The following is a 24,548-nucleotide window of genomic DNA, read 5'->3' on the forward strand; positions in this document are numbered from 1 at the left end:
GGGTCGCCTTCCTTAGGCCATTCGCATGATGGACGCTGTTTTGAGACGCCTGACACCCCGACTTGTCACGATTTTTCCCGCCCTCGGTCCTTTCCTCGAATGACGCTCCCCGCTCGCGCTTTGGTTCGGCTCGACAACTGACAGACTGTCAGCTCGTCATGAGTTCAGGTACGTGAGGACGGCCAGAACACGCCGGTGATCCCCGTCGCTTTGTGACAGGCCGAGTTTCTGGAAGATGTTGCTGACGTGCTTCTCGACGGCTCCGTCGCTGACCACGAGCTGACGGGCGATGGCGGAGTTCGTCCGGCCCTCGGCCATGAGCCCGAGAACCTCCCGCTCCCTCGGCGTCAGCCCGGCCAGTACGTCCTGCTTGCGGCTGCGGCCGAGAAGCTGGGCCACGACCTCCGGGTCCAGCGCGGTACCCCCCTGGGCCACCCGCACCACCGCGTCCACGAACTCGCGCACCTCGGCGACCCGGTCCTTGAGCAGATAGCCGACGCCATGACTCGAACCGGCCAGCAGTTCGGTGGCGTAGCGCTCCTCCACGTACTGCGACAGCACGAGCACACCGAGTCCCGGATATGCCTTGCGCAGCTGCACGGCCGCCCGCACGCCTTCGTCGGTGTGCGTCGGCGGCATCCGTACGTCCGCGACCACGACGTCCGGCAGCGCGTCCTGCGCCGCGAACTCGGTGATGGTCTTGATCAGCGCCTCGCCGTCCCCGACCCCCGCCACGACATCGTGCCCGCGATCGGTCAGCAACCGGGTCAGGCCCTCCCTGAGCAGCACTGAATCCTCGGCGATGACGACCCGCACCCTGTCCTCCACGATTCCTCGGCCCCCCAGAGCCCACCCCGGGCCGCCCCCGGCTCCGCCGGTTTCATGCCCGCTCGTACGACAGACCCCAGCATTCCAGCATTCGGACCGGGACGCGCCCGAGCGACGTGAAGAGCGACGTGAACAGGGGTCGTCCCGGATGGGGTCCGGGGGGCCTGCTCCGAGGCCCTGTCCTGGGCCCTGTCCTGGGGCCTTGTCACCCCACCGGGGTACGCGCCGCTCGGCGTCACCGCACGCGGGTCCCCTGGTCACCCAGCGCATGCGGGTACCCCGGTGGGGTGCACCGGGGTACCCGCGGCGACGTGTCTCAGCCCCGCCAGGGCAGTTCCGCCGTGATCCGGGTGGGGCCGGCGGCCGGCGAGTCCACCACCAGGATTCCGTCCACCGCGTCGAGCCGCTCGGCGAGCCCGGCCAGGCCCGATCCCCCGGAGACGTCGGCCCCGCCGACCCCGTTGTCGCCGACCTGGATCAACAGCCGGTTCTCGACCCGCCACACGTCCACGGTCGCCCGCGTCGCACGGGAGTGCTTGCTGATGTTCTGCAGCAGCTCGGAGACGGTGAAGTAGGCGATGCCCTCGATCGCGGGCGCCGGCCGCGCCGGCAGATCGACCTCCACCCGCACCGGCACCGTGCACCGCGAGGCCACCGCGGACAGCGCGGCGTCGAGCCCGCGGTCGGTCAGCACCGCCGGATGGATACCGCGCGCGAGGTCCCGCAGCTCCTGCAGCGCCGTCTTGACCTCGCCGTGCGCCTCGTCCACCATCCGCGCCGCGGCCTCGGGGTCCTCGGCCAGCTTCTCCTTGGCGAGCCCCAGGTCCATCGCCAGGGCGACGAGCCGGGCCTGCGCCCCGTCGTGCAGATCGCGCTCGATACGGCGCAGATCGGCGGCGGCCGTGTCGACCACGACACCCCGGTCGGACTCCAGCTCCACCACGCGCGTGGCCAGCCGCGAGGGGCCGAGCAGCCCGTGCACCATCAGCCGGTCCACGCTCGTCAGCGCCCGCACGATCCACGGGGTCGCCATCGTGAAGAGCAGCCCCACCAGCGCGGTCACCGTGATCTCGAACGGGTTGTCCAGATATACCGAGTGCGACCCGTCGCCGTACAACTGGAGTCCGCCCTGACCGACGTACACCGGGAAGACCCAGAACCACAGCGGATACGTCAGCAGCGCCCACCCGTACGTCCAGAACGTCAGGGCCACGACGAAGGAGAACACCGACCACGGGAACTGGACCACCGCGTACAGCAGGTGCCGCCACGACGTGCCGCTCTTGAGCACGGCGCCCATCCACGCCATCGCCCCGTGCTTCTTCATCCTCAGCGGCTCGGGCTCGGCCACCTCGACACCGAGCAGCCCGCGCGCCCGGTCCCGCTCCAGCGAGCCGAAGCCGCGGCAGCCGGCCAGCGCGGCGGCGAGCACCGGGATGCCCAGGAAGGTGATCAGCAGGCCCGCGCCGAGCGAGACCATCGTGACGGCGAACGTGAACATGATGATGCCGAGCGGCAGGCCCAGCATCACGTAGCCGAACTCGCGCCAGCTCCGGGCCTCGATCGGGGCCCGCAGCGGGGCCGGGAGACGGTGCCGCCGCCCACCGGCACCGGCCTCGTCGAATCCGGGCCCGCTCCGGTGCCCGTATCCGTGTCCGTACTCCGTGGCCATCGATTCGTCCGTTCTCTCGTCCCGCCCTGCGCCCCGACCGTCCAGCTCCGCGCCCCGACCGTCTCGTCCCGCGCTGCGACCGTCTCGTCCCGCGCGTCGGCTGCTTCCTCAAGCGTGCCGCTCGGGACGCCGGTCGGACATGGAGCGGATCGGCGTCTTGAGCGGGGGGTTTTCCCTACCTCCGTGAACCCGGGCGCGCCTCCGCCGCGGGCCCTTCCTCCAGGGTCCTCCGCGCGTGATCCCGGCGGAGGTCTCCCGGCTGAGGTCTCCATCGAGTGAACCGGGCGGGGTCAGCCTTGTCCGGCCCTCTGTCCTCAGGGGTCCCGTTCACTGTGCGGGCTCGTTCTGGCGTTCCCGCCACGGGAGTTCGGCCGTGATGACCGTCGGGCCGCCGACCGGCGAGTCCACGACGAACAGCCCGTCCACCGCGCCCAGCCGGTCCGCGAGCCCCGCCATACCCGTACCGCCGTCGAGCCCGGCCCCGCCGCGGCCGTCGTCCCGGACCTGGATGAGCAGGCGCTCGTCCGTCCGCCAGACGTCGACCGACGCGGACCTCGCCCCGCTGTGCTTGCTGACGTTCTGGAGCAGCTCGGAGACGGTGAAGTAGGCGATGCCCTCGATGGCGGCGGCCGGCCGTTGGTCCAGTTCGGCGGTCACCTTCACGGGCACGGTGCACCGCGAGGCGATCGCGGACAGGGCGGCGTCCAGACCCCGGTCGGTCAGGACCGCCGGGTGGATACCGCGGGCCAGATCACGCAGTTCCTGAAGGGCTAGCTTCACCTCGCCGTGCGCCTCGTCGACCATCGACGCCGCGGCGTCGGGGTCCTCCAGCAGCTTCTCCTTCGCCAGACCGAGCCCCATCGCGAGATTGACGAGCCGGGCCTGCGCCCCGTCGTGCAGATCGCGCTCGATACGGCGCAGATCGGCGGCGGCCGTGTCGACCACGACCCCGCGGTCCGACTCCAGTTCGGCGATGCGCCGCTCCAACTCGTCGGAGGGCGACAGCAGTCCGCGCACCATCGCCCGGTCCACGTTCGTCAGCCCCCGCGCTATGAACGGCAGCACCGGCCACAGCACGAACAGCGACACGAGCGTCACCACGAAGGTGGCGATGCCCCAGGGCAGCCGGATGAGGTCGTACAGCACCGCCCGCCAGCCCACCGGGTCCTTCAGGCTCGACCACAGCCAGCCGAAGAAGCCCGTCCGTCGCACCGGCAACGGGCTCGGCTCGTCGATCCGCAGCCCCAACAACCGCCGCGCCCGCGCCCGCTCCGCCTTGCCGAGCTGCCGCGAACCCCGCAGCCCCGCCGCGAGCAGCGGCAGTCCTACGACCGTCACCGCGAGCCCCGCGCCCGTGGCGAGCATCGTCACCACGTACACGAATCCGATGATCGAGGCCGGCAGGTTCGCCAGCAGGTGGGCGATCTCCAGCCAGGTCCGCCGGCCGAGGGCGAGTCTCGCGGAGGGCAGTCGGTCACGGTCGGACGGCTCGTCCGGCGGACTGGTGGGCGTGATGCGTTCGGTCATATCCGCTAGCCTGCCCGGCGGCGCGCCGCCGCGCCATGAGGTGGGCCGCCGCGATGCACTGGGGAAAACCCCACCCCCAGAGGTGAGGACCGACGTGCCGACGAGTCGGCACGGGATGTGACGGCGGGGTGCCGCCGGGAGCCGTTCACACCGTGAGACGGGAACGCGTCACCGGTGGTCGAGGGATGGTCGAGGCGTGACGGGCTGCTTACGCTCTCTTTAGCAGGCCCTAGACTCCCGTCCGTACAGATCGTCGAACATGGCGCATCACAGAGTGCGCGACGGCGCACGACGGGGCGCAACGAGGTCAGGGAGTGAGGGGCTGACGTGCCGGAACCGACCGTTGTCACGGCGACCGGGGCCGTCGTCGCGGCGGACTACTTCCAGTCCTACTCGGTCGTCGGGCTGATCGCCGTCGTGGGCGTGCTGTTCGTCGCCGTCGCCTTCGGGGCCGGCCGCCTGCTGCGGCCCGTGATCCCCACCCCCGAGAAACTCCTGACGTACGAGTGCGGCGTCGACCCCGTCGGCGAGGGCTGGGCCCACACCCAGGTCCGCTACTACGTGTACGCCTTCCTCTATGTCATCTTCGCCGTCGACTCGATCTTCCTCTTCCCCTGGGCCACGGTCTTCGCCGCTCCCGGCTACGGCGCCGCGACGCTCGTCGAGATGTTCATCTTCCTCGGCTTCCTGGCCGTGGGCCTGCTGTACGCATACAAGAAGGGCGTCCTGACATGGACGTGACCCCCTCCGCCCAGGAGCAGTCGGCGCCGGTGCCGCTGCCCGAGCCGAAGCGGCTCGGCGCGCTCGCCCGGCTCGCACCCGAGCCCATGAAGGTGGTCCTGAACTGGGGCCGCCGCTATTCGCTCTGGGTCTTCAACTTCGGCCTCGCCTGCTGCGCGATCGAGTTCATCGCCGCGTCGATGGCCCGCCACGACTTCATCCGCCTCGGTGTGATCCCGTTCGCGCCGGGCCCCCGCCAGGCCGACCTGATGGTGGTGTCGGGCACGGTCACGGACAAGATGGCGCCCGCCGTCAAGCGCCTGTACGAGCAGATGCCCGAGCCCAAGTACGTCATCTCCTTCGGCGCCTGCTCCAACTGCGGCGGCCCGTACTGGGACTCCTACTCCGTCACCAAGGGCGTCGACCAGATCATCCCCGTCGACGTCTACGTTCCGGGGTGCCCGCCCCGACCCGAGGCACTGCTCCAGGGCATCCTCAAGCTCCAGGAGAAGATCGCCCGGGAATCCCTGGGGGAGCGCTACGGGTCCGACGCGCCGCGCCCGTCGGCCGCCGCACTCCAGAGCGGTCTGCTGAAGCCACCGGCGTCGCCCACGGAGAAGCCGGCCGCATCCGAGGACGGTCCGGCCGTGTCCCAGGGGGATCGCGCCGCATCCGGGAACGGTCCGGCCGCCTCCGGGAACGAATCGACCGGCGCTCCGACGGATCCGACCGCTCCCGGGGCGGCTTCGACCGCCCCCGGGGTCGATCGCACCACCCCCGGCGAGGAGGACCGATGACCGTCGGCTGGCTCCCCGGCCCCGCCGAGGAACTCTTCGGCCCCGACTCCACGGCCGAGGAGTCGTACGAGGTCCTGACGGTCGACGTACCGCCGACCTCCTGGATCGCGGTCCTGGAGACGGCCCGCGACTCACTCGGCTGCACCTACTTCGACTGGCTGAGCGCCGTCGACGAACCCGGCACGGGCTTTCGCGTCTCGGCCCACGTCGTGGCCCTGTCCCCGGTACGCCGCCTCCTCGTCCGTACGACCGTCCCGCACACGGCTCCGGTCCTCCCGTCGGCGGTTGCCGTGTACGCGGGCGCCGCCTGGCACGAGCGCGAGACCCACGAGATGTTCGGCGTGACCTTCGAGGGCCACCCCGGCCTCGACCCCCTGCTCCTGCCGGAAGGCTTCGAAGGCCACCCCCTCCGCAAGGACTTCGTCCTGGCCGCCCGCGTCGCCAAGGCCTGGCCCGGCGCGAAGGAACCCGGCGAGTCCGAGCACGGCGGCCCGAAGCGCCGCCAGATGCTGCCGCCCGGCGTCCCTGACCCCAACGAGTGGGGCCCCCTCAAGGGTCAACTCCCCCCGGCTCCCTCCCGTCCGGCCCGTGGCGCGGGCCGCCCCGCCGGCGACCGCCCGGTGCGCAGGGCCCGTACGGCGGGGGAGGGCTCGGCCAGTCAGACGCCCGCCGCCCCGGCCGAGGCCGGCGCGACAGCGGGCGCTACGGGCGCAGACGCGGCTACCGCCGGGGCGGGGGCCGTCTCCGGCACGGAGGTCACGCGGCCCGCCCGCCGAGCCCGCAGCGCAAGCCAGGGCTCCGCCACCCAACGGGCCCAACAGACAGCCCCTGCGGACCCGACAGCCTCTTCGGACCGGACGCCTGCGTCGCAACCGACGCCTGCGTCGGACCCGACGGTTGCCTCGCAACCGACCGCTGCGAAGGACCCGACGCCGGCCTCCCAACCGACGGCTGCGACGGATCCGGCGGCTTCCTCCGCGCCGACGGCCCCCACCGAACCGACGGTTCCCTCCGAACCGACCGCTCCGGCGAGTGTCTCCCCGGCAGCCGAGCCTGGCTCGGCGACGACGCCCGTCAGAAGGCCCGCCGCGCCGCGCAGCTCCGATGCTCCCTGGCACCAGGCGAAGCCCGCGTTCGACGACTCGGAACCCAAGACGGACCGGGGACCGAAGACGCCGGAGGGGACGCCGGACCCGAAGCCCGTGGTCGGCCCCGCGCCGACCCCTGAGGCGAACGGCGAGCACGATTCTGGACCCGAGCCCGAACCGGAGCCCAAGCCCGAACCGGAGTCCAAGCCCGAGCCGGATTCCGGGCCTGCGACGACCCCTGCGGCGAAGTCTGGGCCCGAGCCGGATTCCGGGCAGGAATCCGAGCCCCGGTCAGAGGCGATGCCCGGGCCGGAGTCCGGGCCGGAGCCAGGGCAGGAGCCGAAGGCGAAGCCCGGCCCCGACCCGAAATCCGCCGACCGGAAATCCCCCGACTCGAACTCCGCGGGCTCGAATTCCACCGACCCGGAGTCGCCCCCCGCTCCCGACTCGAACCCCGCCCCCGCCCCCGACGACACCACCGGAGGTACGCAGTGAACGACGCTCTCGACGTCGCCCTACGCCTCCTCGTCATCTTCGTCGTGTTCCTGACGTTCCCCCTGATCGTCGGCCAGACCGAGCACAAGGTGATGGCCCACATGCAGGGCCGGCTCGGCCCGATGTACGCGGGCGGCTTCCACGGCTGGGCCCAACTCGTCGCGGACGGCGTGAAGTTCGCGCAGAAGGAAGACATCGTCCCGGCGGGCGCGGACCGGCGTATCTTCCAGCTCGCCCCCGCCGTGGCCCTCCTCCCGTACCTCCTGGTCCTCCTCGTCATCCCGATCGGCCCGGGTGAGGGCGCGGTGGGCGAGGTCGTCGACGCGGGCATCTTCTTCGTCCTCGCCGTCATGGGCGTGGGCGTCCTCGGCTCGCTCATGGCGGGCTGGGCTTCAGCCAACAAGTTCTCCCTCCTCGGCGGCCTCCGCACCGCCGCCCAGCTCCTCGCGTACGAGCTCCCGATGCTCCTGACCGCGGCCTCGGTCGCGATGGCGGCCGGCACGGTCTCGCTCCCCGGCATCGTGGACGCCTTCCAGTGGTGGTGGCTGCCCTGGCAGATCGTCGGCGCGATCGTGTTCTTCACCGCCGGTCTCGCCGAACTCCAACGGCCCCCCTTCGACATGCCCGTCGCCGACTCCGAGATCATCTTCGGCGCGTACACCGAGTACACGGGCCTGCGTTTCGCCCTGTTCCTGCTCGCCGAATACGCCGGAATCGTCGTCCTGTGCGGCCTGACCACCGTCCTCTTCCTGGGCGGCTGGCACGGCCCCTGGGGAGCCGACGGCCTCGGCTGGGTCTGGACCCTCCTGAAGAGCGCGATCCTCGCCTTCGTCGTCATCTGGCTCCGCGTCACCTATCCCCGCCTGCGCGAGGACCAGCTCCAGAAACTCTCCTGGACCCTCCTCGTCCCTCTGTCCCTCGCCCAGATCGCCCTCACCGGCATCGTCAAGGTGGTGATCGCGTAACCATGGCCCCCATTCCTGGCTCCGGCCTCGCCAAGGGCCTGGCCGTCACCCTCCGCACGATGACGAAGAAGACCGTCACCGCGCAGTACCCGGACGCCCAGCCCGAACTCCCGCCCCGCACCCGCGGCGTCATCGCCCTCTTCGAGGAGAACTGCACGGTCTGCATGCTGTGCGCCCGCGAGTGCCCGGACTGGTGCATCTACATCGACTCCCACAAGGAGACGGTCCCGCCCGCCGCCCCGGGTGGCCGCGAGCGCAGCCGCAACGTCCTCGACCGCTTCGCCATCGACTTCGCCCTGTGCATGTACTGCGGTATCTGCATCGAGGTCTGTCCTTTCGACGCGCTGTTCTGGACCCCGGAGTTCGAGTACGCGGAGACCGACATCCACGAACTCACCCACGAACGCGACAAGCTCCGCGAGTGGATGTGGACCGTCCCGGCCCCGCCCGCCCTCGACCCCGGCGCCGAAGAACCCAAGGAAATCGCCGCCGCCCGCAAGACCGCCGACAAACTCGCCACCGAGCAGGCAGCACAGGCCCAGCAAGCAGCACAGGCAGGGCAAGCCGAGGAGACAGCCCGCGCTGCCCGGGCAGCGGAGGCCGAGCAGGCAGCACAGGCCGATCCCTCGGCCTCCGCTCCGGCCGAGCCCCCGGCCACGCCCCCCTCCGGTCCGCAGGAGGAACAGTCGTGACCCTCGCAGCAGCAGCAGCCACGGCCACGGCGGCCCACGCGAGCACCACGTTCGCCGCCGAACACCGCGGCTTCCTCTCCCCGACCGGCGTCGAGATCGCCTTCCTCCTCGTGGGCCTGCTCACCTTCGGCGCCGCGATCGTCACCGTCACCACCAAGCAACTGGTGCACGCCGCACTGTGGCTGGTGGTCGCCCTCGGCGGCCTCGCCGTCGAATACCTGCTGCTGACAGCCGAGTTCATCGCCTGGGTGCAGGTCCTCATCTACGTCGGTTCCGTCGTCGTCCTCCTTCTGTTCGGTCTGATGCTCACCAGGGCCCCGATCGGCCGCTCCCCGGACGCCGACTCCGGCAACCGCTGGGCAGCCCTGACCGTCGCCGTCGCCTCGGCAGGCGCCCTCGTCTGGGTCGTCGTCGACGCCTTCCGTACGACCTGGGTCGATCTCAACGGCGCCGCCGCCGGTTCCACCGAGGTGACCGGAGCGAGCCTCTTCCAGAACTGGGTCCTCCCCTTCGAAGCGCTCTCCGTCCTCCTCCTCGCCGCCCTGGTCGGCGCGATCGTTCTCTCCCGCAAGGCGAAGGCGGACGCCGCCGCGACGAGTGCGACGACCACGCCGCGCGTCCCCGGAACCCGTGACGGCAAGCGAGCCACGCAAGACACGGAAGGTGCCCGCTGATGCACCTCGCCTATCCCGCCGTGCTCGCCGCCCTCCTGTTCTGCACGGGCCTGTACGGAGTCCTCGCGCGACGCAACGCGATCCTGGTCCTGATGTCGGTCGAGCTGATGCTCAACGCCGTCAACCTGAACCTCGTCGCCTTCGACGTCTGGCTCTCCAAGGCCGCCCGCGACACGCTGCACTCCGGCCAGGCACTGACCCTGTTCACCATCGCCATCGCCGCCGCCGAGATCGGCATCGGCCTGGCGATCGTCCTCGCCGTGTACCGCAACGGCGGCACCTCGGACATCGACAAGCTCCGCGCCACCGCCGAGGGCCACGGCCCCGACGACCCCGACAGCGACGCCCCCGCGGCCGAGAAGGCTGAGGCCACCGCGTGACCACGACCACCCTCGCCGTCCTCGTCCCCCTCCTTCCGTTCCTGGCCGCCGCGGCCGGACTCCTCCTCGGCCGCACGGCCCCGGGCTTCGTCCGCCCGCTCGCCGTCCTGCCGACCCTCGCCTCGCTCGTCCTCGCCGTGCTGGTCGCGGTGCACCAGGGCGGCGGCCAGGCCATCGAGACGCACACCGAACTCACCCCGACCGGCTCGGTCCCCATCGAACTGGGCCTGTACATCGACGGCTTCGCGGCCCTCGTCGCCGTACTCGTCGGCGTCGTCGCCACCTGCGTGCAGATCTACTCGAGTGGCTACCTGCGCGACGACCCGCGCTACCCCTCGTACGCCGCTCTCGTCTCCCTGTTCACCTCCGCGATGCTGCTCGTCGTCTATTCGGGCGACCTGATGGTTCTCCTCGTCGGCTGGGAGGTCATGGGCATCTGCTCGTACTTCCTGGTCGGCCACTACTGGGAGACACCCGAAGCCCGCGCCGCCTCCCTCAAGGCCTTCCTGGTCACCAAACTCGGCGACGTCCCCTTCCTCATCGGCCTGTTCGCGCTGGCCACCGACGCCGGCTCTTTCCAGATCACCGCAGTCCTCGGCACCGTCGCGAGCGGCGGACTGCACCACGCCACCGTGGTCGCCCTGCTGCTCCTCGCGGGCGTGGCGGGCAAGTCGGCGCTGTTCCCGCTGCACACCTGGCTGCCCGACGCGATGGCGGGCCCCACACCCGTCTCCGCGCTGATCCACGCCGCGACGATGGTCGCCGCCGGTATCTACTTCGTCGCCCGTCTCCTCCCCGTCTTCCAGGCCTCCGCGGCCGCGATGGTCGTGCTCGCCGTCATGGCCGGTGTCACGATGGTCGGTTCGGGGCTCGCGGCGCTCGCCCAGGACGACATCAAGCGGGTCCTCGCCTACTCGACGATCGGTCAGCTCGGCTACATGGCCGGCGCCCTCGCCGTCGGCGACCGCGGTGCCGCCGTCTTCCACCTCCTCGCGCACGGCGCCTTCAAGGCGCTGCTGTTCCTCGCCGCCGGCGTGATCATCCACGCCTCCGGCACCAACTCGCTGGCCGTCATGTCCCGGATGAAGGACCTGCGTACCCGCGTCCCCGACGCCTACTGGACGATGACCGTCGCGCTGCTCGCGCTCGCCGCGATCCCTCCCTTCAGCGGCTTCTTCTCCAAGGAGGCTGTCCTCGGCGCCGCCGAACACGTCGCCACCGGTCACACCGAGCAGGCGCCCGGCGCTTCCGGCTGGATCGTCCTGGTCACCGGCCTGGTCACCGCCGTCCTCACCGCCGCGTACGCGACCCGGCTGTGGCTACTGGCCTTCCGCGGACACGGAGCCGAGGCCCCGGACCACGGCAGACAGCCGATCACCATGACGGCCGTGCTGTGGGTGCTCGCCATCCCCTCGCTCGCGTTCGGTCTGGCTTTCGGCCCGCTGCCCGACTGGTTCGACGGCCTCGACCTGACGCCGGTCCTCACCACCTCCGTGCTCGGCACGGGACTCGCCCTGGTCGGCGGGATCGTCACCTACGGAGCCTGGCGGCACACCACCGCCCTGGCGGCCAGCGTTCCCCTGGGTTCGGTCGCGGCCCACCCCGGCGCCGATGGCGGACAGGTCGAGGCCGAGGCCATCGCCGCCCACGCACCCGCCTTCGGGGATGTGGCCTACGCCCCCGACCCGGCGGACCCGGGCCGACTGCTGCTCGGCCCGCTGCACCGCCACGCGGCCGTCGGCTTCCACCTCGACGCCGTGTACACCGTGCTGTTCGTCCGCCCGGTCCAGGCTGGAGCATCGCTCGTCCGGTTCCTCGACCGAGAGGTCGTCGACACCTATGTACGCGGTGCGGGCGCCCTACCCCGCTGGCTCGGCACGGCCGTACGGCGTGCGCAGACCGGCAATGTGCAGACCTATGTGAGCGCGCTGCTCGCCGGCACCGTCGTCCTGGTGGTCGCCGCCCTCCTCGTCGCCACGGGAGCGTGAGCAGGCGTGATCGATATCAGTGAATCCGTGATGCAGATTCTTCTCGCGTTGATCGTCGTCGGCCCGCTCATCGGGGCCGCCGCGACCCTTCTGCCGGCCCCGCCCGGACTGAAGGGGAAGTCGCCCGAGCAGGCGGTGCTGCGGCACGGCGTGACCGTCACGGGCGTGGTCCTCATCGCCGCGATCGTCCTCGCACTCGGCTTCGACCACGACCATCCGTCGAAGATGCAGGCCACGACGGACATCAGCTGGATCCCCGCACTCCACGTGCGGATCCACATCGGCGTCGACGGCATTTCCCTCCCCCTTCTGGTCCTGACCGCGCTGCTGACCTTCCTCTGCGCGCTGTACTCCTACTTCAAGATGCCCGCGGGCCCGACCCCGAAGGCATTCGTCGTACTGGTGCTCGTCCTCGAGTCCGGCACGCTCGCGACCTTCGCCGTCCTCGATCTGCTGCTGTTCTTCCTCGCGTTCGAGACCGTCCTCATCCCGATGTACTTCCTCATCGCCCGCTGGGGCGGTGCCCAGCGCCAGGCCGCGGCCTGGAAGTTCATCCTCTACACCCTGCTCGGTTCGGTCGTCATGCTGCTAGGCCTGCTCTTGATCGGAATCAAAGCGGGCACATTCGACATGGTGGCACTCGCCACTGACAACGGCCGGTCGCTGAGTACATCCGTGCAGGTCACCGCCGTTCTGGCGATCGGAATCGGGCTCGCGGTCAAGACGCCGATGTGGCCGCTGCACAGCTGGCTGCCCGACGCCCACACCGCCGCTCCGACCGTCGGCTCCGTCCTGCTGGCCGGCGTCATGCTGAAGATGGGCACGTACGGGTTCGTCCGGATCCTGCTGCCCATCGCGCCGGACGGCTTCCGGACCTTCGCCCCCTACCTCGCCGCCTTCGCCGTGGTCGGGATCATCTACGGCTCCCTGGCCTGCCTGGCCCTCGCCAAACAGGGCGCGAAGGGCGACCTCAAGCGGCTCATCGCCTACTCCTCCGTCGGCCACATGGGCTTCGTCCTGCTCGGCATCTCGACGATGACCCCGACCGGCGTCAACGGCGCGCTGTTCGCCAACATCGCCCACGGCCTCATCACCGGCCTCCTCTTCTTCCTCGTCGGAGCGCTGAAGGACCGCACGGGCACCACCGGCCTCGACACCCTCGCCGAGGAGACGGGCGCCGCGCTGTACGGCAAGGCCCCGCGCCTCGGCGGCCTGCTGGCCTTCGCCGCGGTCGCCTCGCTCGGGCTGCCCGGCCTCGCAGGGTTCTGGGGCGAGATGCTGGCGATGTTCGGCGCGTTCGAGCCCGCCGCCGGCCTCAGCCGTCCCGCTTATCTGACGTTCATGGCGATCGCCGCGTTCGGCACCCTGCTCACCGCCGCGTACATGCTCATCGTGGTACGCCGCGTCTGCATGGGCGCGACGCCGAAGGGGTCGCCGAAACTCGCCGACGTCCAGAACTACGAGTTCGCGGCCTGGACGCCGCTCGTCGTCCTCACGGTCGTCGCCGGTCTGTGGCCCCGGGCCCTGCTCGGCCTGACCGACCCGGCCGTACAGCAGCTCCTCGCAGGAGGCACCCGATGAGTTCCCTGGTCCAGTCCGTCGACTGGCTCGCCATCGCGCCGCCCACCCTCGCGGCGGTCGTCGGAATCGTCGTGCTCGTCACCGATCTCTTCATCGGCGACGCGAGGAAGGCCGTACTCGGCTGGATGTCCGTGGCCGGCCTCGCCGCCTCCGCGCTGTTGCTGCTGCCCCTCCGGGACGGCGACCGGGCCACGTTCTGCCTGACGGGCGACGCGGACACCTGCAGCTACGTGGCGGACCGCTTCACCCTGGCCATCCAGCTCCTGGTTCTCGGCGGCGCGCTCCTCGTCGCCCTGCTGTCGGTCACCGCGCTGAAGGACGCCGACCGGGAACTCCCTGAAGGGGAGTACTGGTTCCTGCTCCTCTCCTCGGCCGCGGGTGCCGCCCTGCTGCCCGCCTCCCGCGACCTCGCGACCCTCATCGTCGCCCTGGAAGTCGCCTCGCTGCCCGCTTTCGCGCTCGTCGGCATCAAGCGCGGCGACAAGAAGTCCTCGGAAGCGGCCCTGAAGTTCTTCCTGTCCTCCGTCACCGCGACCGCGGTGAGCCTGATGGGCGTCAGCTTCGTCTACGCGACGACCGGCACCCTCTACCTCACTCAGGTCGCGGACCGGATCCAGCACGTCGACGGCCAGTTCCAGACTCTCGCCCAGACCGGCGTCGTCCTCACCCTCGTCGGCTTCGCGTTCAAGACGGCCGCCGTGCCCTTCCACTTCTGGGTGCCCGACACCTACGTAGGGGCGCCCCTGCCGATCGCCGCCTACTTGTCGGTCATCGGCAAGGCCGTCGGGTTCTCCGGGCTGATCCTCGTCACCGTCATCGCCTTCCCCTCGTACGCGGACGTCTGGGGCCCGGCGCTGGCGGCGCTGGCAGCCCTCACCATGACGGTCGGCAACGTCGGCGCCCTGCGACAGCAGTCCACGCGCGCGTACAGCGCTGTACGACTGCTCGCCTGGTCCTCCGTCGGACAGGCCGGCTACCTCCTGGTCCCGATCGCGGCCGCCGCCTACTCCAAGGACGCCCAGAAGGCCATCGGCTCCACCGTCGCGTACGCCCTCATGTACGCGGCCGTCAACCTCGGCGCCTTCGCCGTGGCCGCCCTGGTGGCCCGCCAAAGCCCCCTGAACCGCGTCAGCGACTACCGGGGCCTGTACGCCCAGAGCCCCCTCTCCGCACTGGTCCTCGGCTTCTTCCTGCTCTGCCTCGCCGGTCTGCCGCCGGGCATCATCGGCCTGTTCGCCAAGGTGACCGTCTTCTCGGCGGCCGTCGACGCGGGGCTCGGCTGGCTGGCCGTCGTCATGGCCGTCAACGTGGTGATCGCGCTCTTCTACTACCTCCAGTGGACGACGCTGCTCTTCCGTGCTCCCGAGGGCGAGCCGGGCACACGCCGCGCACCGGTTCCGCTGACCGCGGCCATCGCCGTGACGGCCGTCCTGGGTGTCGTCCTGTCCGGGGCGCCCCAGCTGATCCTGCGCTTCTCGGAGACCGTTCTCTTCTGAAGCGGCTCTTCTGAAGCGCCTCCGCGGATGGCTCTTTCCCGAAGCCATGACCGGTTCCCGTCCCGGTCCCAACGGAGTTCGGCCGCCGGATCCAACCGGTTTCCCCGCCCCGTTCAAGTGGCACGCGCGCGTGCGCACCGCCCTTCGAATCACCCGGACGGCCCACGCGCCAGGCAGTGCGCACAAGGGAACTAGTGCTCTCCGTCTGGCGTTGACCAGTACGGGAGGGTCCACTGAAGAGTGGAAGCAGAGCATCAGCAGGCAATGGGTTCCCCTGCCGCACGACTTGGAGGGCGTACCGTGCACCGCCGGCACAATGGGCTCAGGACAGCCGTACTCCTCGGGGGACTGTCCGCACTCATCATCGTCATCGGCAGCTTCTTCGGGCGTACTGGCCTGATCGTCGCGCTGTTCATCGCGATAGGGACGAACGCGTACGCGTACTGGAACAGCGACAAACTGGCTCTACGCGCGATGCGCGCCCGCCCGGTGAGTGAGTTCGAGGCCCCGGCCCTGTACCGCATGGTCCGCGATCTCTCGACCCAGGCCCGCCAGCCCATGCCGCGCCTGTACATCTCACCGACGGAGGCGCCCAACGCGTTCGCGACGGGCCGCAACCCGCGCAACGCGGCCGTGTGCTGCACCGAGGGGATCCTGCGCATCCTGGACGAGCGCGAGTTGCGCGGTGTCATCGGCCACGAGCTCAGTCACGTCTACAACCGCGACATCCTGATCTCGTCCGTGGCCGGCGCCCTCGCCTCCGTGATCATGTTCCTGGTCAATTTCGCCTGGCTGATCCCGGTCGGCCGCTCCAACGACGACGACGGTCCCGGCATTCTCGGGATGCTCCTGGTCATGATCCTGGGCCCGCTCGCCGCTTCCCTCATCCAGCTCGCCATCAGCCGCTCCAGGGAGTACGAGGCGGACGCGTCCGGTGCCCAGCTCACCGGTGACCCCCTCGCCCTCGCGAGCGCACTGCGCAAGCTCGACGCCGGCACGAAGCAGCTGCCGCTGCCCCCCGAGCCGCGCATCGAGACCGCGAGCCACATGATGATCGCGAACCCCTTCCGCCCGGGACAGGGAATGTCGAAGATGTTCTCTACGCATCCGCCGATGGCGGAGCGCATCTCCCGGCTCGAGCAGATGGCAGGTCGTCAGCCGTGAAGACAATTCTGAACGTCATTTGGCTCATCCTGAGCGGCTTCTGGCTGTTCCTCGGATACCTGGCCGCAGGCGTCATCCTCTGCATCACCATTATCGGAATCCCGTTCGGCATCGCCGCGTTCCGCATCGGCGTCTACGCGCTGTGGCCGTTCGGCTATACGACGGTGGAGCGCCACGACGCCGGTGCGCCGTCCTGCATCGGCAACGTCCTGTGGCTGGTCCTCGCGGGCTGGTGGCTCGCCCTGGCCCATATCGTCACGGGCATCGCGATGTGCCTGACGATCATCGGCATCCCGTTCGGTATCGCCAACTTCAAGCTCATCCCGGTCTCGCTGTTCCCGCTGGGGCGCGAAATCGTGCGCACGGACCAGCCGTTCGCGTCGCGCTAGCCGTACGGGCCCGCCGGGGCACGGGCCAGGTCCCCCGGCGGGCCCACGTCCGGTCGGCGCCACCGCCGACCCGGAGGGCCTTCCCGGACTCTCTCGGCTTCCCCGCCCTCCTCGCTCGCGGTGCCGAAAACGCCGGGGACGTCCGTCTCGCGTGAGGGTTGTCCATAGGCTCCCCGATTGTCAGTGGCGCGCTGCATGATGAACCCATGACCGAAATCGAGCAATTGCTGGAACGGGTCGCTGTGGAGGCCCGTAACACCCGCCCGTGGGGCTGGCCTTCGCTCCCCGCGCCCGTGGGCCCGGCTGAGGTCGCCCGCGCCGAGGCCGTCCTCGGCTTCCCGCTGCCCGCTCTGCTCGCCGCGCTCTACCTGCGGATAGGGGACGGCGGATTCGGTCCGGAATACGGTCTGTTGCCCCTGCTCGACGGCCCGCCCTCCGGCGAGCCCGCGGTCGTTCAGCAGTATCTGGCCAGCCGCGAGAGCGGCCGCAAGGACCCCGAGTGGCCGTGGCCCGCGGGGGTTCTGCCGATATCCCACTGGGGCTGTGGAATGTACGCGTGCGTGGACTGCCAGAGCCCCGACGGCACGGTCCTGCTCTACGAGCCGAACGCCGACGAGCCCGACCACGCCTGGTATGTGGACGCACCGAGTCTCGCGACCTGGCTGCTCGCCTGGATCGAGGGAACGGGCTGGTACGAGGAGTCCAGCGACGGAGCCGACCTCCCTCTGTGGCCCGACCTCCACATACGTACGACGGTGACGCAGGCTTCCTGACCCGCTAGCGCGGACCCGCCCACCGCCGTGCGCCGTATGCCGCCGCCCCAACCGCGAGGACGGCCGCGCCCAAGACCACCGAAACCCCGGGCAGGGCGAACGCCAGCGTCACGCATCCGAGCAGTCCGAGCGCCGGCACGACCCGAGACGCCGGAGCCGAACTCAAGTTCCAGGCGGAGACGTTGGCGATCGCGTAGTACGCCAGCACACCGAAGGAGGAGAAGCCGATCGCGCCACGCACATCCACTGTCGCGGCCAGCACCGCAACCACCGCGCCCACGGCCAGTTCCGCCCGGTGCGGCACCTGGAAGCGCGGGTGCACGGCGGCCAGGGCGCCCGGCAGATGACGGTCGCGGGCCATGGCCAGCGTGGTCCGCGAGACACCCAGGATCAGGGCGAGGAGAGAACCGAGCGCGGCCACGGCGGCCCCCACCCGTACCACCGGCACGAGCCCTGGCAGCCCGGCCGCCCGGACGGCGTCCGCCAACGGCGCCGGGGCGAGCCCCAACCCGGCCGATCCGAGCACCGAAAGGACAGCGACGGCGACCGCCGCGTACACCACGAGCGCGATGCCCAGAGCCAACGGGATCGCGCGCGGGATGGTGCGCGCCGGATCCCGCACCTCCTCACCGAGCGTCGCGATCCTCGCGTACCCGGCGAACGCGAAGAACAACAGCCCCGCCGCCTGAAGCACTCCGCTCACTCCGGACGACAGTCCGACGCCCAGCCGCCCGGCGTCGGAGACGTCCGAGCCGAGACACCCGACGACCACGGAAGCGAGGACCGCTAGGACCACTGCCACGATCGCCCGCGTCAGCCAGGCCGACTTCCGCATGCCGCCGTAGTTCACGGCGGTCAGCGCGACCACGGCGGCGACCGCCACTGCGTGGGCGTGCGCCGGCCAGACGTACGCGCCCACGGTGAGCGCCATCGCCGCGCAGGAGGCTGTCTTGCCGACGACGAACGACCAGCCCGCCAGATATCCCCAGAAGACGCCGAGCCGCTCACGCCCGTAGACGTACGTACCGCCGGAAGCCGGGTACAGGGCGGCGAGCCGTGCCGAGGACATCGCGTTGCAGTAGGCGACGACGGCGGCGACAGCGAGTCCGAGCAGGAGCCCGGATCCGGCCGCACGCGCGGCGGGGCCGAGCGCGGCGAAGATCCCGGCACCGATCATCGAGCCGAGCCCGATGAGCACGGCATCCCCGACACCCAGGGTGCGGCGCAATTCGGGACTGGACTGAGTCATGGGCCGCACCCTACTGATCACTGCAACCGGCGGGAGCCGCGGCGACGTCCTGTTCATCAACAGGGCATCAACTCAACATCGGTACACGCGTGACCGCACCGGACACGGACAGCCCGGGCACGGCCCGCCCGGACCGAACTCACAGGGCCGGGACAGCGTGGAGAGAGCACGGAGGGGCAGGCTCAGGACATGGGCATCATCAGCTGGATCATTCTGGGGTTGCTGGCAGGCGCCATAGCCAAGTTCCTGCTCCCGGGGCGCGACCCGGGAGGCTTCATCGGAACGACCGTCATCGGTGTCGTGGGCGCGTTCATCGGCGGCTGGATATCGGCCCGTTGGCTGGACCATCCCATCACCAAGCACTTCTACGACGGCGCCACCTGGGCCGCGGCCATCGGCGGCTCGCTCGTGCTGCTCATCCTCTACCGCGTCCTGTTCGGCGACTCGCGCCGCTGAGCACCCGTCCCAGAGACGTCGGTCCACAGCCGAGAAGGGCGGGCACGCGTGGGTGCCCACCCTTCCTCGAAGCTTCGGCCACTGCTTCAACCACCGCTTCGGCCACGTCTCGGGTACGCGCACGAAGCGGCCAGAACAAGACCCGTCACGCGACGGAACGGCCGCAACGACCCGCCTCTGAAGTGAGGTTGGCGAAGCGCGGCCGCGGCCGCTGTCACCCCGGTGCCGGTGTGCGCTCGTCGCAGCCGGCGTACCAGGGCATGCCAGGCGTACCGGGGCGTCCCCGGCGTGCCCGGCGTTCTACCGGTAGTTCACGAACTGCAGGGCGAAGTCGAAGTCCTTGCCCTTGAGGAGAGCCTGGACGGCCTGGAGGTCGTCACGGCTCTTCGAGCTGACGCGCAGCTCGTCGCCCTGCACCTGGGGCTTCACGCCCTTGGGGCCCTCGTCGCGAATGATCTTCGCCACCTTCTTCGCGTTGTCCTGGGAGATGCCCTCCTCGATCGTCGCGAAGATCTTGTACTCCTTGCCGGAGAGCTGGGGCTCACCGGCGTCCAGCGACTTCAGCGAGATGCCCCGCTTGATCAGCTTGGTCTCGAACACGTCGAGGATGGCCTTCACCCGCTCCTCGGAGTTCGCCTCCATGAGGATCTTCTCGCCGGACCAGGAGATGGAAGCGCCGACGTTCTTGAAGTCGTAGCGCTGCGAGATCTCCTTGGCGGTCTGGTTGAGGGCGTTGTCGACCTCCTGCCGCTCGACCTTCGAGACGATGTCGAAACTGGAGTCGGCCATGTCCTGTGGCTCCTTGTATCGGGTGCGTAGGGGCGGCGGTCGAGCCCGGCGTAGGCCTCCGGCCGCATCCGCATAAGCCTAGCCACCCCCCTCCCTCCAAACGTCGATCAATTGGGTGGCGAAGCATCCCTGGGCATCAGGTATCGTTTACGTCGTTGCCAAGGAGCACCGCCGAAGAGTGGGGCTCAGGGGCAGCAACCCCGGCGGTGTGCCCGAGTGGCCAAAGGGAGCAGACTGTAAATCTGCCGGCTTAGCCTACCCAGGTTCGAACCCTGGCGCCGCCACAGTAGGGAAAACCCCCTCCGACCAGCCTCAATGGCTGGTCGGAGGGGGTTTCTTCGTTCCTGCTTCCGTTCGATTCGGTGTGGACGGGGAGTGGACGTGCCTCACCTCGTACCGGCCCGTATCCCACCTCTGATCAGTGCGTGTCCCCCAGGTGTCCCCCGGGGGAGAGCTTGATCACTCCGGCTCGTTCCACTCCCGAAGGGCCGCGTCGATCCGGCTGTTCGTTCAGGACGACATGGAGAAGGTCTCTGGGGTCACGGACCCCGCTGACCGCGCCAAAGCTGCAATCGACCTGATGGCGCGGTATCAGAGCCACGTGAACGAGCTGTCGCGCATCCGCCGGGAAGCGATCGAAGCTTCGGCACAGACCTGGTCACCGTGTCGGTCGCCGGCATGTACGAAGGGGGCAAGGGGCCCGATCAGCACCCCAGCGAGGTAGTCACCCGGGAGGACCTGAACAACTTCGAACTCCTGCGCAAGCTGGTCATCGGCATGAAGCTTGACGCGCAGTACGAGGTGATCCCCCAACGGGAATCGTCAATCTCAACCAGGACAACCACGTCGTCATCTGCGGTCCGCGCCGCTCCCCGATCGTGGCCCAGGTACTCGAAGGGGATGACAGCCTTCGGTTTGAGAAGGACAGAGCGTGGCACGTGGTCGACCAGGTGGACGGGAAGACGTACCGGTCAGCCTTCGACGTGGACGGGTCGGACGGCGACGTTGGCTACCTGGGGCGACTCCCTCGCCTGGACGGTAAGGGGACGTTCCTCTACATCGCCGGCGTCCATGCCATCGGGGCGAGTGGAGTCGTTCACTTCCTGGAAAACAACCTGGCAGAGCTATATCGAGAGGTCCGCACGCGCCGCTTCTCCACCTTGATTTCGTGCCGTTACGACCCGAAGACGCTCGAAGTGCTGGAGAGTCGACGCGTCACCCCGCTGTACAGACACGAAGGCTGAGGATGCGCGTCGCCATTGACACCCAACCCGGTGGAGCCGCTCCCAATGAGGACTGGGTGGCAGCTACGCCAAGTCTCGCCGTCGTGCTGGACGGACTCAGCACGGCGGGCCTGGACACGGGATGCCGCCACGGCGTCCCGTGGTACGTGGCCCACCTCGGCAGTCAGCTCGTCGCGGCTTTGGCGGACCCGGGTTCCTCGCTCGCGGCCGGCTTGGCGGGTGCGCTCGAACGGGTGGCAGCGCTGCACCCTGAATGCGACTTGGGCCACCCGGGGACGCCCTCGGCAACGGTCGCAGTCCTTCGGCAACGCAGCGGGGTTCTGGATCACCTCGTCTTGGCGGACTCGCCTGTCGTGCTCGAAGGGCACCAGGGCTTCAGCGTGATCACTGACCTACAGGTGGACGAAGTCCTTCCCGAGCTGCGGGCCGAGGTCGAGCAGTACGAGACCCATACGGCAGAGCACAAAGAGGCTCTGCGGCGTTTCATTACCGCGCAGAGGCAAACCCGCAACACGCCAACTGGCTACTGGGTGGCGGCAGCGCGCCCGGAAGCGGCAGATCACGCGACTGTGGGCACCACCCCCGCCGATGCCGTACGCGCCGCAGCGGTCCTGTCTGACGGCGTGTCGCGTCTCGTCACCGAGTACGCCCTTGCGACGTGGTCCGAAGTCTTCACGACGCTTCGGTCTGGGGGGCCGCAGGAGCTGATCGACACCGTCCGGAAGGCCGAGGCCACGGACCCCACGGGGAGACGGTGGCCACGCTACAAGTCGGGCGACGACGCGTCCGTCGCCTTTTGTCACTGGTGATCGCCGCTTGTAGAGAAAAGCCCTGGCCTTACGAGCCGGGGCCCTCAGATTCCGGAGATGAGACCTCCGTTGCCTGCACTTCGGGTCTCATGGGTTGATGATCGGCTGTCGCCGCCACAACTAGCAAGACACCCCCTACAGGCCAGCGGCAGACCGCACGGCGACTCAGGGCAAGAAATGGCTCCGACCGGACGCGCGGAAGGGCAACGCAGGGCTGCACCGGTACTACCCGGCTGCGGGCTTCAAGCTCGTACGGATCGTAGATCTGCCGCACCGCAGCTCGGGAGCGTTGTTCCAGTGCTCGGCTGAAGACGCACCCTGATAAAAACTAGTGCCCTCCAACATGCCGAGAAACGTCCTTCGCTGCCTGGTCCTTCACTGCTTGTAGCCTCTCTTTGGCCGCTGCACCAAACGAGGCTTAAGGGGTTCTTTGTTGGCGCTAGGCGGCGGAGTGTGAGTTAGCTCATCGTCAGGGCTCCACTCTGGGCCCGTGTCAGGTGCCGTAAAGGTCACCGAGCTGACGATTCGACTCAGAGTGGCTCTGCCTTCAAAGCTGCCCAAGAGGTCTAGCCTCGTGCCATCGGTGTATGGCATGAGGAACCATTCCCTCGCGCCTCTACCCTTGATGGCGTCGACAAGAGACGCCACGAAAGCGTGCGCTTCAAATAGGTTCAGTGTCGTCGCCCTGTACGGAATGGCCCCTTTGAGTCAGTTGTAATACGAGCGGCGATATCCCCCTGCCGAGTCAGCTGCTTTGGTCTGCGTCACTCCCAGCCAAGACGCCAGATCGTTGACAGCCTTCAGAGCCCGATCGTGCTGCTCGACGGGATTTGGTTGAATTGCCTGCGAGCCTGGAGACGTAATTCGACGCACGATCTCACGACGGATCAGTTCGTGGATTTCAGCTGTTTCGTAGGCCCGGAGTGGGAGTAATAGAGACTTCAAGACTCCCGCGATTCGCGACTGCCGCGGAGGGGCAGAGAGACGGGGTCTTTTGCTGGGCCCCCAACCGCACTAGAGGTTCCGCCTGTGCCAAGCGCGGTCGACTTCAGTCTGCGTACTTGAGTCGTGTAAAGCCCCGCGGACCACCAGTACAGTCCAGCCCCCCAAATCGCCAGCGCCCATCCAACTATCCGCGCAAAGTTGGCCAACGAGTCCCCACCGTCGGCCAAAAGAAGCAGTGGAAATGCGTACATCAAGTTAAAGGTGGCGGCTTTCCCGATAAAGTTGACCTTGAGCGGTCCATACCCGATCTTGCGCAAAGATGTGATATTGAGAGCCATGAATACGTCACGCGCGAGAAGCAGTACCAGAAACCACCAAGGGATGATGTCTCGCAGCAGTAGCGCAAGCAGCGTAGAGATCGTATAAAGCCGGTCGGCTGCCGGATCCAGGATTTGACCAAGGCGGGTTACCTGATTCCAGCGACGAGCCAGCTTTCCGTCAAGGTAATCGGTGGCACCACTTACTACCAGAAGAGCGATAGCCCAACCATCAAGACTTGTATTGCCAAAGTAGGGTTGAAGGACGAGCCACAGGAATATCGGAACTCCGGCGACACGTAGGGCGCTCAACGCGTTAGGAATTGTCAGCACCCTGTCGAGGTGGCTTTCTTCCATTTCCCCGCCTCCAGCTCGGGCCCTAATGCCCGGATTTTTCGAGTCTTAAAATAGACGTTATTTGATCCTACCAGAGGCTCGATGTTGTTTGGGGAGCGGCTAGCGACCGGAGGGTAGAGGGGGCGCCGAATACCCGCATGGGGAGCTGCTGGATGACGATACGCGAGCAGACACTTTTTATGCGCCGTAGAGACAACTTACGCAGAACGGGTCAATTTGTGCCATACGGTAAAGCGGGTGTCCACGGATGAACGAAACGTCGGCGGATGGGACGAAACCAAGAACTCCGACGGTTCGTTTACTCTTGAATGGACCGGATTCAGTACGGGATCTCACTGCCTGGACAGTAAATCCACGGGGTCCGTGTACGCGATTTCCTGCAACAGCAACGACCATCAGAAGTGGTACGAAACGAAGACTTCCACCGGATGGCGGCTGAAGAATAAGGAGACTGGGCGTATTCTGGATAGCAATTCGTCTGGATCTGTCTATACGCTGCCCGATAATGGTGGTAAGAATCAGCGTTGGAGCTAAACCCCTAGGGGTTTGTTTTTGAGGCTCTATTTTTTTGATTGGCCGTTTGCTCTGGCTGGCGGCCAATCAGCAATCTTGTCGTTTCCCTCGAAGGTTCTAAACTGGATCTGTTCAGTTACTCCGAGGTCAGACGTCTTCAGGCCTGCTGACTAGCCATGGTCCTGTCGCCGCATTGGGTAGCAGATCGGGAACGCAGTGCCTCCATGGTTGGCGGTTCATGTTTTTAGGCGCCGCGTTGGGTCGGCCTCCTCCGGGTGAGGAGCTGCTTGCGAAGCTTGATTGGTGGCAGCGTCTACCGGCCCAAGCCGCGTCCGCTGCTGATGCCGCGGTGCTGGTGGGGGCTTAGCCGCCTTACTCCATGCTTCCGTTCCCGCTGTCCACTGGCCTCGGCGGTGGCCGGTCGCTGGTGCAGCCTGTAGGCAAGGTGGTCAGGACCCTGTTTCCCCCAGGTGTGCCCCAGGGACGGCGAGAACGGGTGAATCCGCAGGTCACAGGAACTGGACGGCGCCCGCTGTAAAGCTGCTGCCTAAGGGCTGTCCCGTAATCCCCGGTGGATCAGCGCGCGGCGTCAGATGCGGTGCATCGCAAGGCGGAGGGTCGTCCTCATACTGGGCGTATT

The 24,548-nt window shown here is 68.6% G+C and carries 22 protein-coding genes and 1 tRNA gene; 17 read left to right on the plus strand and 6 right to left on the minus strand.

Features of this window, described 5'->3' with window-relative positions; genetic code table 11:
- Positions 1-156: 156 nt before the first annotated feature.
- From ACIQRL_RS34490 to ACIQRL_RS34500, 3 genes are all read right to left on the minus strand, one after another.
- Entirely contained in the window at positions 157-816 is a 660-nt protein-coding gene (locus ACIQRL_RS34490; RefSeq protein WP_401339043.1) for a LuxR C-terminal-related transcriptional regulator, read from the minus strand.
- 328 nt (positions 817-1,144) lie between these two features.
- The gene (locus ACIQRL_RS34495) at positions 1,145-2,500 is read right to left on the minus strand and encodes a sensor histidine kinase (RefSeq protein WP_401338975.1); all 1,356 of its coding nucleotides are present in this window, start codon (positions 2,498-2,500) and stop codon (positions 1,145-1,147) included.
- A 327-nt stretch (positions 2,501-2,827) separates the two neighbouring features.
- A complete protein-coding gene (locus ACIQRL_RS34500) occupies positions 2,828-4,027 on the minus strand; it encodes a sensor histidine kinase (protein WP_401338976.1) in 1,200 nt (399 codons plus the stop codon).
- Positions 4,028-4,354: 327 nt separating this feature from the next.
- On the opposite strand from ACIQRL_RS34500, the gene ACIQRL_RS34505 reads away from it, so the two are divergent.
- The 13 genes from ACIQRL_RS34505 (at position 4,355) to ACIQRL_RS34565 (ending at position 17,229) form a co-directional block, all read left to right on the plus strand.
- Positions 4,355-4,768 (plus strand): NADH-quinone oxidoreductase subunit A, encoded by a 414-nt coding sequence (locus tag ACIQRL_RS34505; RefSeq protein ID WP_401338979.1) that lies wholly within the window; start codon positions 4,355-4,357, stop codon positions 4,766-4,768.
- A complete protein-coding gene (locus ACIQRL_RS34510) occupies positions 4,759-5,544 on the plus strand; it encodes an NADH-quinone oxidoreductase subunit B (protein ID WP_401338981.1) in 786 nt (261 codons plus the stop codon). The genes ACIQRL_RS34505 and ACIQRL_RS34510 overlap by 10 nt, the downstream gene beginning before the upstream one ends.
- Positions 5,541-7,127: an NADH-quinone oxidoreductase subunit C gene (locus tag ACIQRL_RS34515; protein WP_401338984.1), complete on the plus strand. Its 1,587-nt coding sequence runs from the start codon at positions 5,541-5,543 to the stop codon at positions 7,125-7,127. Before ACIQRL_RS34510 ends, ACIQRL_RS34515 begins: the two co-directional genes overlap by 4 nt.
- Complete coding sequence (locus ACIQRL_RS34520) at positions 7,124-8,092, plus strand: NADH-quinone oxidoreductase subunit H (RefSeq protein WP_401338987.1); 969 nt, start codon at positions 7,124-7,126, stop codon at positions 8,090-8,092. The genes ACIQRL_RS34515 and ACIQRL_RS34520 overlap by 4 nt, the downstream gene beginning before the upstream one ends.
- 2 nt (positions 8,093-8,094) lie before the next feature.
- Positions 8,095-8,784 carry a NuoI/complex I 23 kDa subunit family protein gene (locus ACIQRL_RS34525; protein WP_401338988.1) on the plus strand — a complete coding sequence of 230 codons (690 nt, stop codon included), beginning with the start codon at positions 8,095-8,097 and terminating at the stop codon, positions 8,782-8,784.
- A complete protein-coding gene (locus ACIQRL_RS34530) occupies positions 8,781-9,458 on the plus strand; it encodes an NADH-quinone oxidoreductase subunit J (RefSeq protein ID WP_401338990.1) in 678 nt (225 codons plus the stop codon). The genes ACIQRL_RS34525 and ACIQRL_RS34530 overlap by 4 nt, the downstream gene beginning before the upstream one ends.
- Entirely contained in the window at positions 9,458-9,838 is a 381-nt protein-coding gene (nuoK, locus tag ACIQRL_RS34535) for an NADH-quinone oxidoreductase subunit NuoK (protein WP_401338992.1), read from the plus strand. The genes ACIQRL_RS34530 and nuoK overlap by 1 nt, the downstream gene beginning before the upstream one ends.
- Positions 9,835-11,826: an NADH-quinone oxidoreductase subunit L gene (locus tag ACIQRL_RS34540; RefSeq protein ID WP_401338994.1), complete on the plus strand. Its 1,992-nt coding sequence runs from the start codon at positions 9,835-9,837 to the stop codon at positions 11,824-11,826. The genes nuoK and ACIQRL_RS34540 overlap by 4 nt, the downstream gene beginning before the upstream one ends.
- Before the next feature lie 6 nt (positions 11,827-11,832).
- Entirely contained in the window at positions 11,833-13,407 is a 1,575-nt protein-coding gene (locus tag ACIQRL_RS34545; RefSeq protein ID WP_401338996.1) for a NuoM family protein, read from the plus strand.
- Positions 13,404-14,903, plus strand: coding sequence for an NADH-quinone oxidoreductase subunit N (locus tag ACIQRL_RS34550; protein WP_401338998.1), 1,500 nt, complete (start codon positions 13,404-13,406; stop codon positions 14,901-14,903). Before ACIQRL_RS34545 ends, ACIQRL_RS34550 begins: the two co-directional genes overlap by 4 nt.
- Positions 14,904-15,203: 300 nt before the next feature.
- On the plus strand, positions 15,204-16,067 hold the full coding sequence (gene htpX, locus ACIQRL_RS34555; RefSeq protein WP_401339000.1) for a zinc metalloprotease HtpX: 864 nt from the start codon (positions 15,204-15,206) through the stop codon (positions 16,065-16,067).
- The gene (locus ACIQRL_RS34560) at positions 16,064-16,456 is read left to right on the plus strand and encodes a YccF domain-containing protein (RefSeq protein ID WP_401339003.1); all 393 of its coding nucleotides are present in this window, start codon (positions 16,064-16,066) and stop codon (positions 16,454-16,456) included. Before htpX ends, ACIQRL_RS34560 begins: the two co-directional genes overlap by 4 nt.
- Positions 16,457-16,662: 206 nt before the next feature.
- On the plus strand, positions 16,663-17,229 hold the full coding sequence (locus ACIQRL_RS34565) for an SMI1/KNR4 family protein (RefSeq protein WP_401339006.1): 567 nt from the start codon (positions 16,663-16,665) through the stop codon (positions 17,227-17,229).
- 4 nt (positions 17,230-17,233) lie between these two features.
- On the opposite strand, the gene ACIQRL_RS34570 is transcribed toward ACIQRL_RS34565, so the two are convergent.
- The gene (locus tag ACIQRL_RS34570) at positions 17,234-18,478 is read right to left on the minus strand and encodes an APC family permease (RefSeq protein ID WP_401339008.1); all 1,245 of its coding nucleotides are present in this window, start codon (positions 18,476-18,478) and stop codon (positions 17,234-17,236) included.
- A 189-nt stretch (positions 18,479-18,667) separates the two neighbouring features.
- Here ACIQRL_RS34570 and ACIQRL_RS34575 point away from each other — a divergent pair, with 189 nt between their 5' ends.
- Positions 18,668-18,934 carry a GlsB/YeaQ/YmgE family stress response membrane protein gene (locus ACIQRL_RS34575; RefSeq protein WP_401339010.1) on the plus strand — a complete coding sequence of 89 codons (267 nt, stop codon included), beginning with the start codon at positions 18,668-18,670 and terminating at the stop codon, positions 18,932-18,934.
- Between the two features lie 300 nt (positions 18,935-19,234).
- On the opposite strand, the gene ACIQRL_RS34580 is transcribed toward ACIQRL_RS34575, so the two are convergent.
- Positions 19,235-19,723 carry a YajQ family cyclic di-GMP-binding protein gene (locus ACIQRL_RS34580; protein ID WP_401339012.1) on the minus strand — a complete coding sequence of 163 codons (489 nt, stop codon included), beginning with the start codon at positions 19,721-19,723 and terminating at the stop codon, positions 19,235-19,237.
- 202 nt (positions 19,724-19,925) lie between these two features.
- On the opposite strand from ACIQRL_RS34580, the gene ACIQRL_RS34585 reads away from it, so the two are divergent.
- The 3 genes from ACIQRL_RS34585 to ACIQRL_RS34595 all read left to right on the plus strand — a co-directional run bounded on the left by ACIQRL_RS34585 (position 19,926) and on the right by ACIQRL_RS34595 (position 21,776).
- Positions 19,926-20,007, plus strand: a tRNA-Tyr gene (locus ACIQRL_RS34585).
- 594 nt (positions 20,008-20,601) lie between these two features.
- Positions 20,602-20,967, plus strand: coding sequence for a hypothetical protein (locus ACIQRL_RS34590; RefSeq protein ID WP_401339014.1), 366 nt, complete (start codon positions 20,602-20,604; stop codon positions 20,965-20,967).
- A gap of 83 nt (positions 20,968-21,050) precedes the next feature.
- Positions 21,051-21,776: a hypothetical protein gene (locus ACIQRL_RS34595; protein WP_401339016.1), complete on the plus strand. Its 726-nt coding sequence runs from the start codon at positions 21,051-21,053 to the stop codon at positions 21,774-21,776.
- Positions 21,777-22,717: 941 nt separating this feature from the next.
- On the opposite strand, the gene ACIQRL_RS34600 is transcribed toward ACIQRL_RS34595, so the two are convergent.
- Positions 22,718-23,395 (minus strand): CDP-alcohol phosphatidyltransferase family protein, encoded by a 678-nt coding sequence (locus ACIQRL_RS34600; RefSeq protein WP_401339018.1) that lies wholly within the window; start codon positions 23,393-23,395, stop codon positions 22,718-22,720.
- Positions 23,396-24,548: the final 1,153 nt, after the last annotated feature.

This window comes from Streptomyces sp. NPDC091209 (genome assembly GCF_044757755.1).
Classification (GTDB): domain Bacteria; phylum Actinomycetota; class Actinomycetes; order Streptomycetales; family Streptomycetaceae; genus Streptomyces.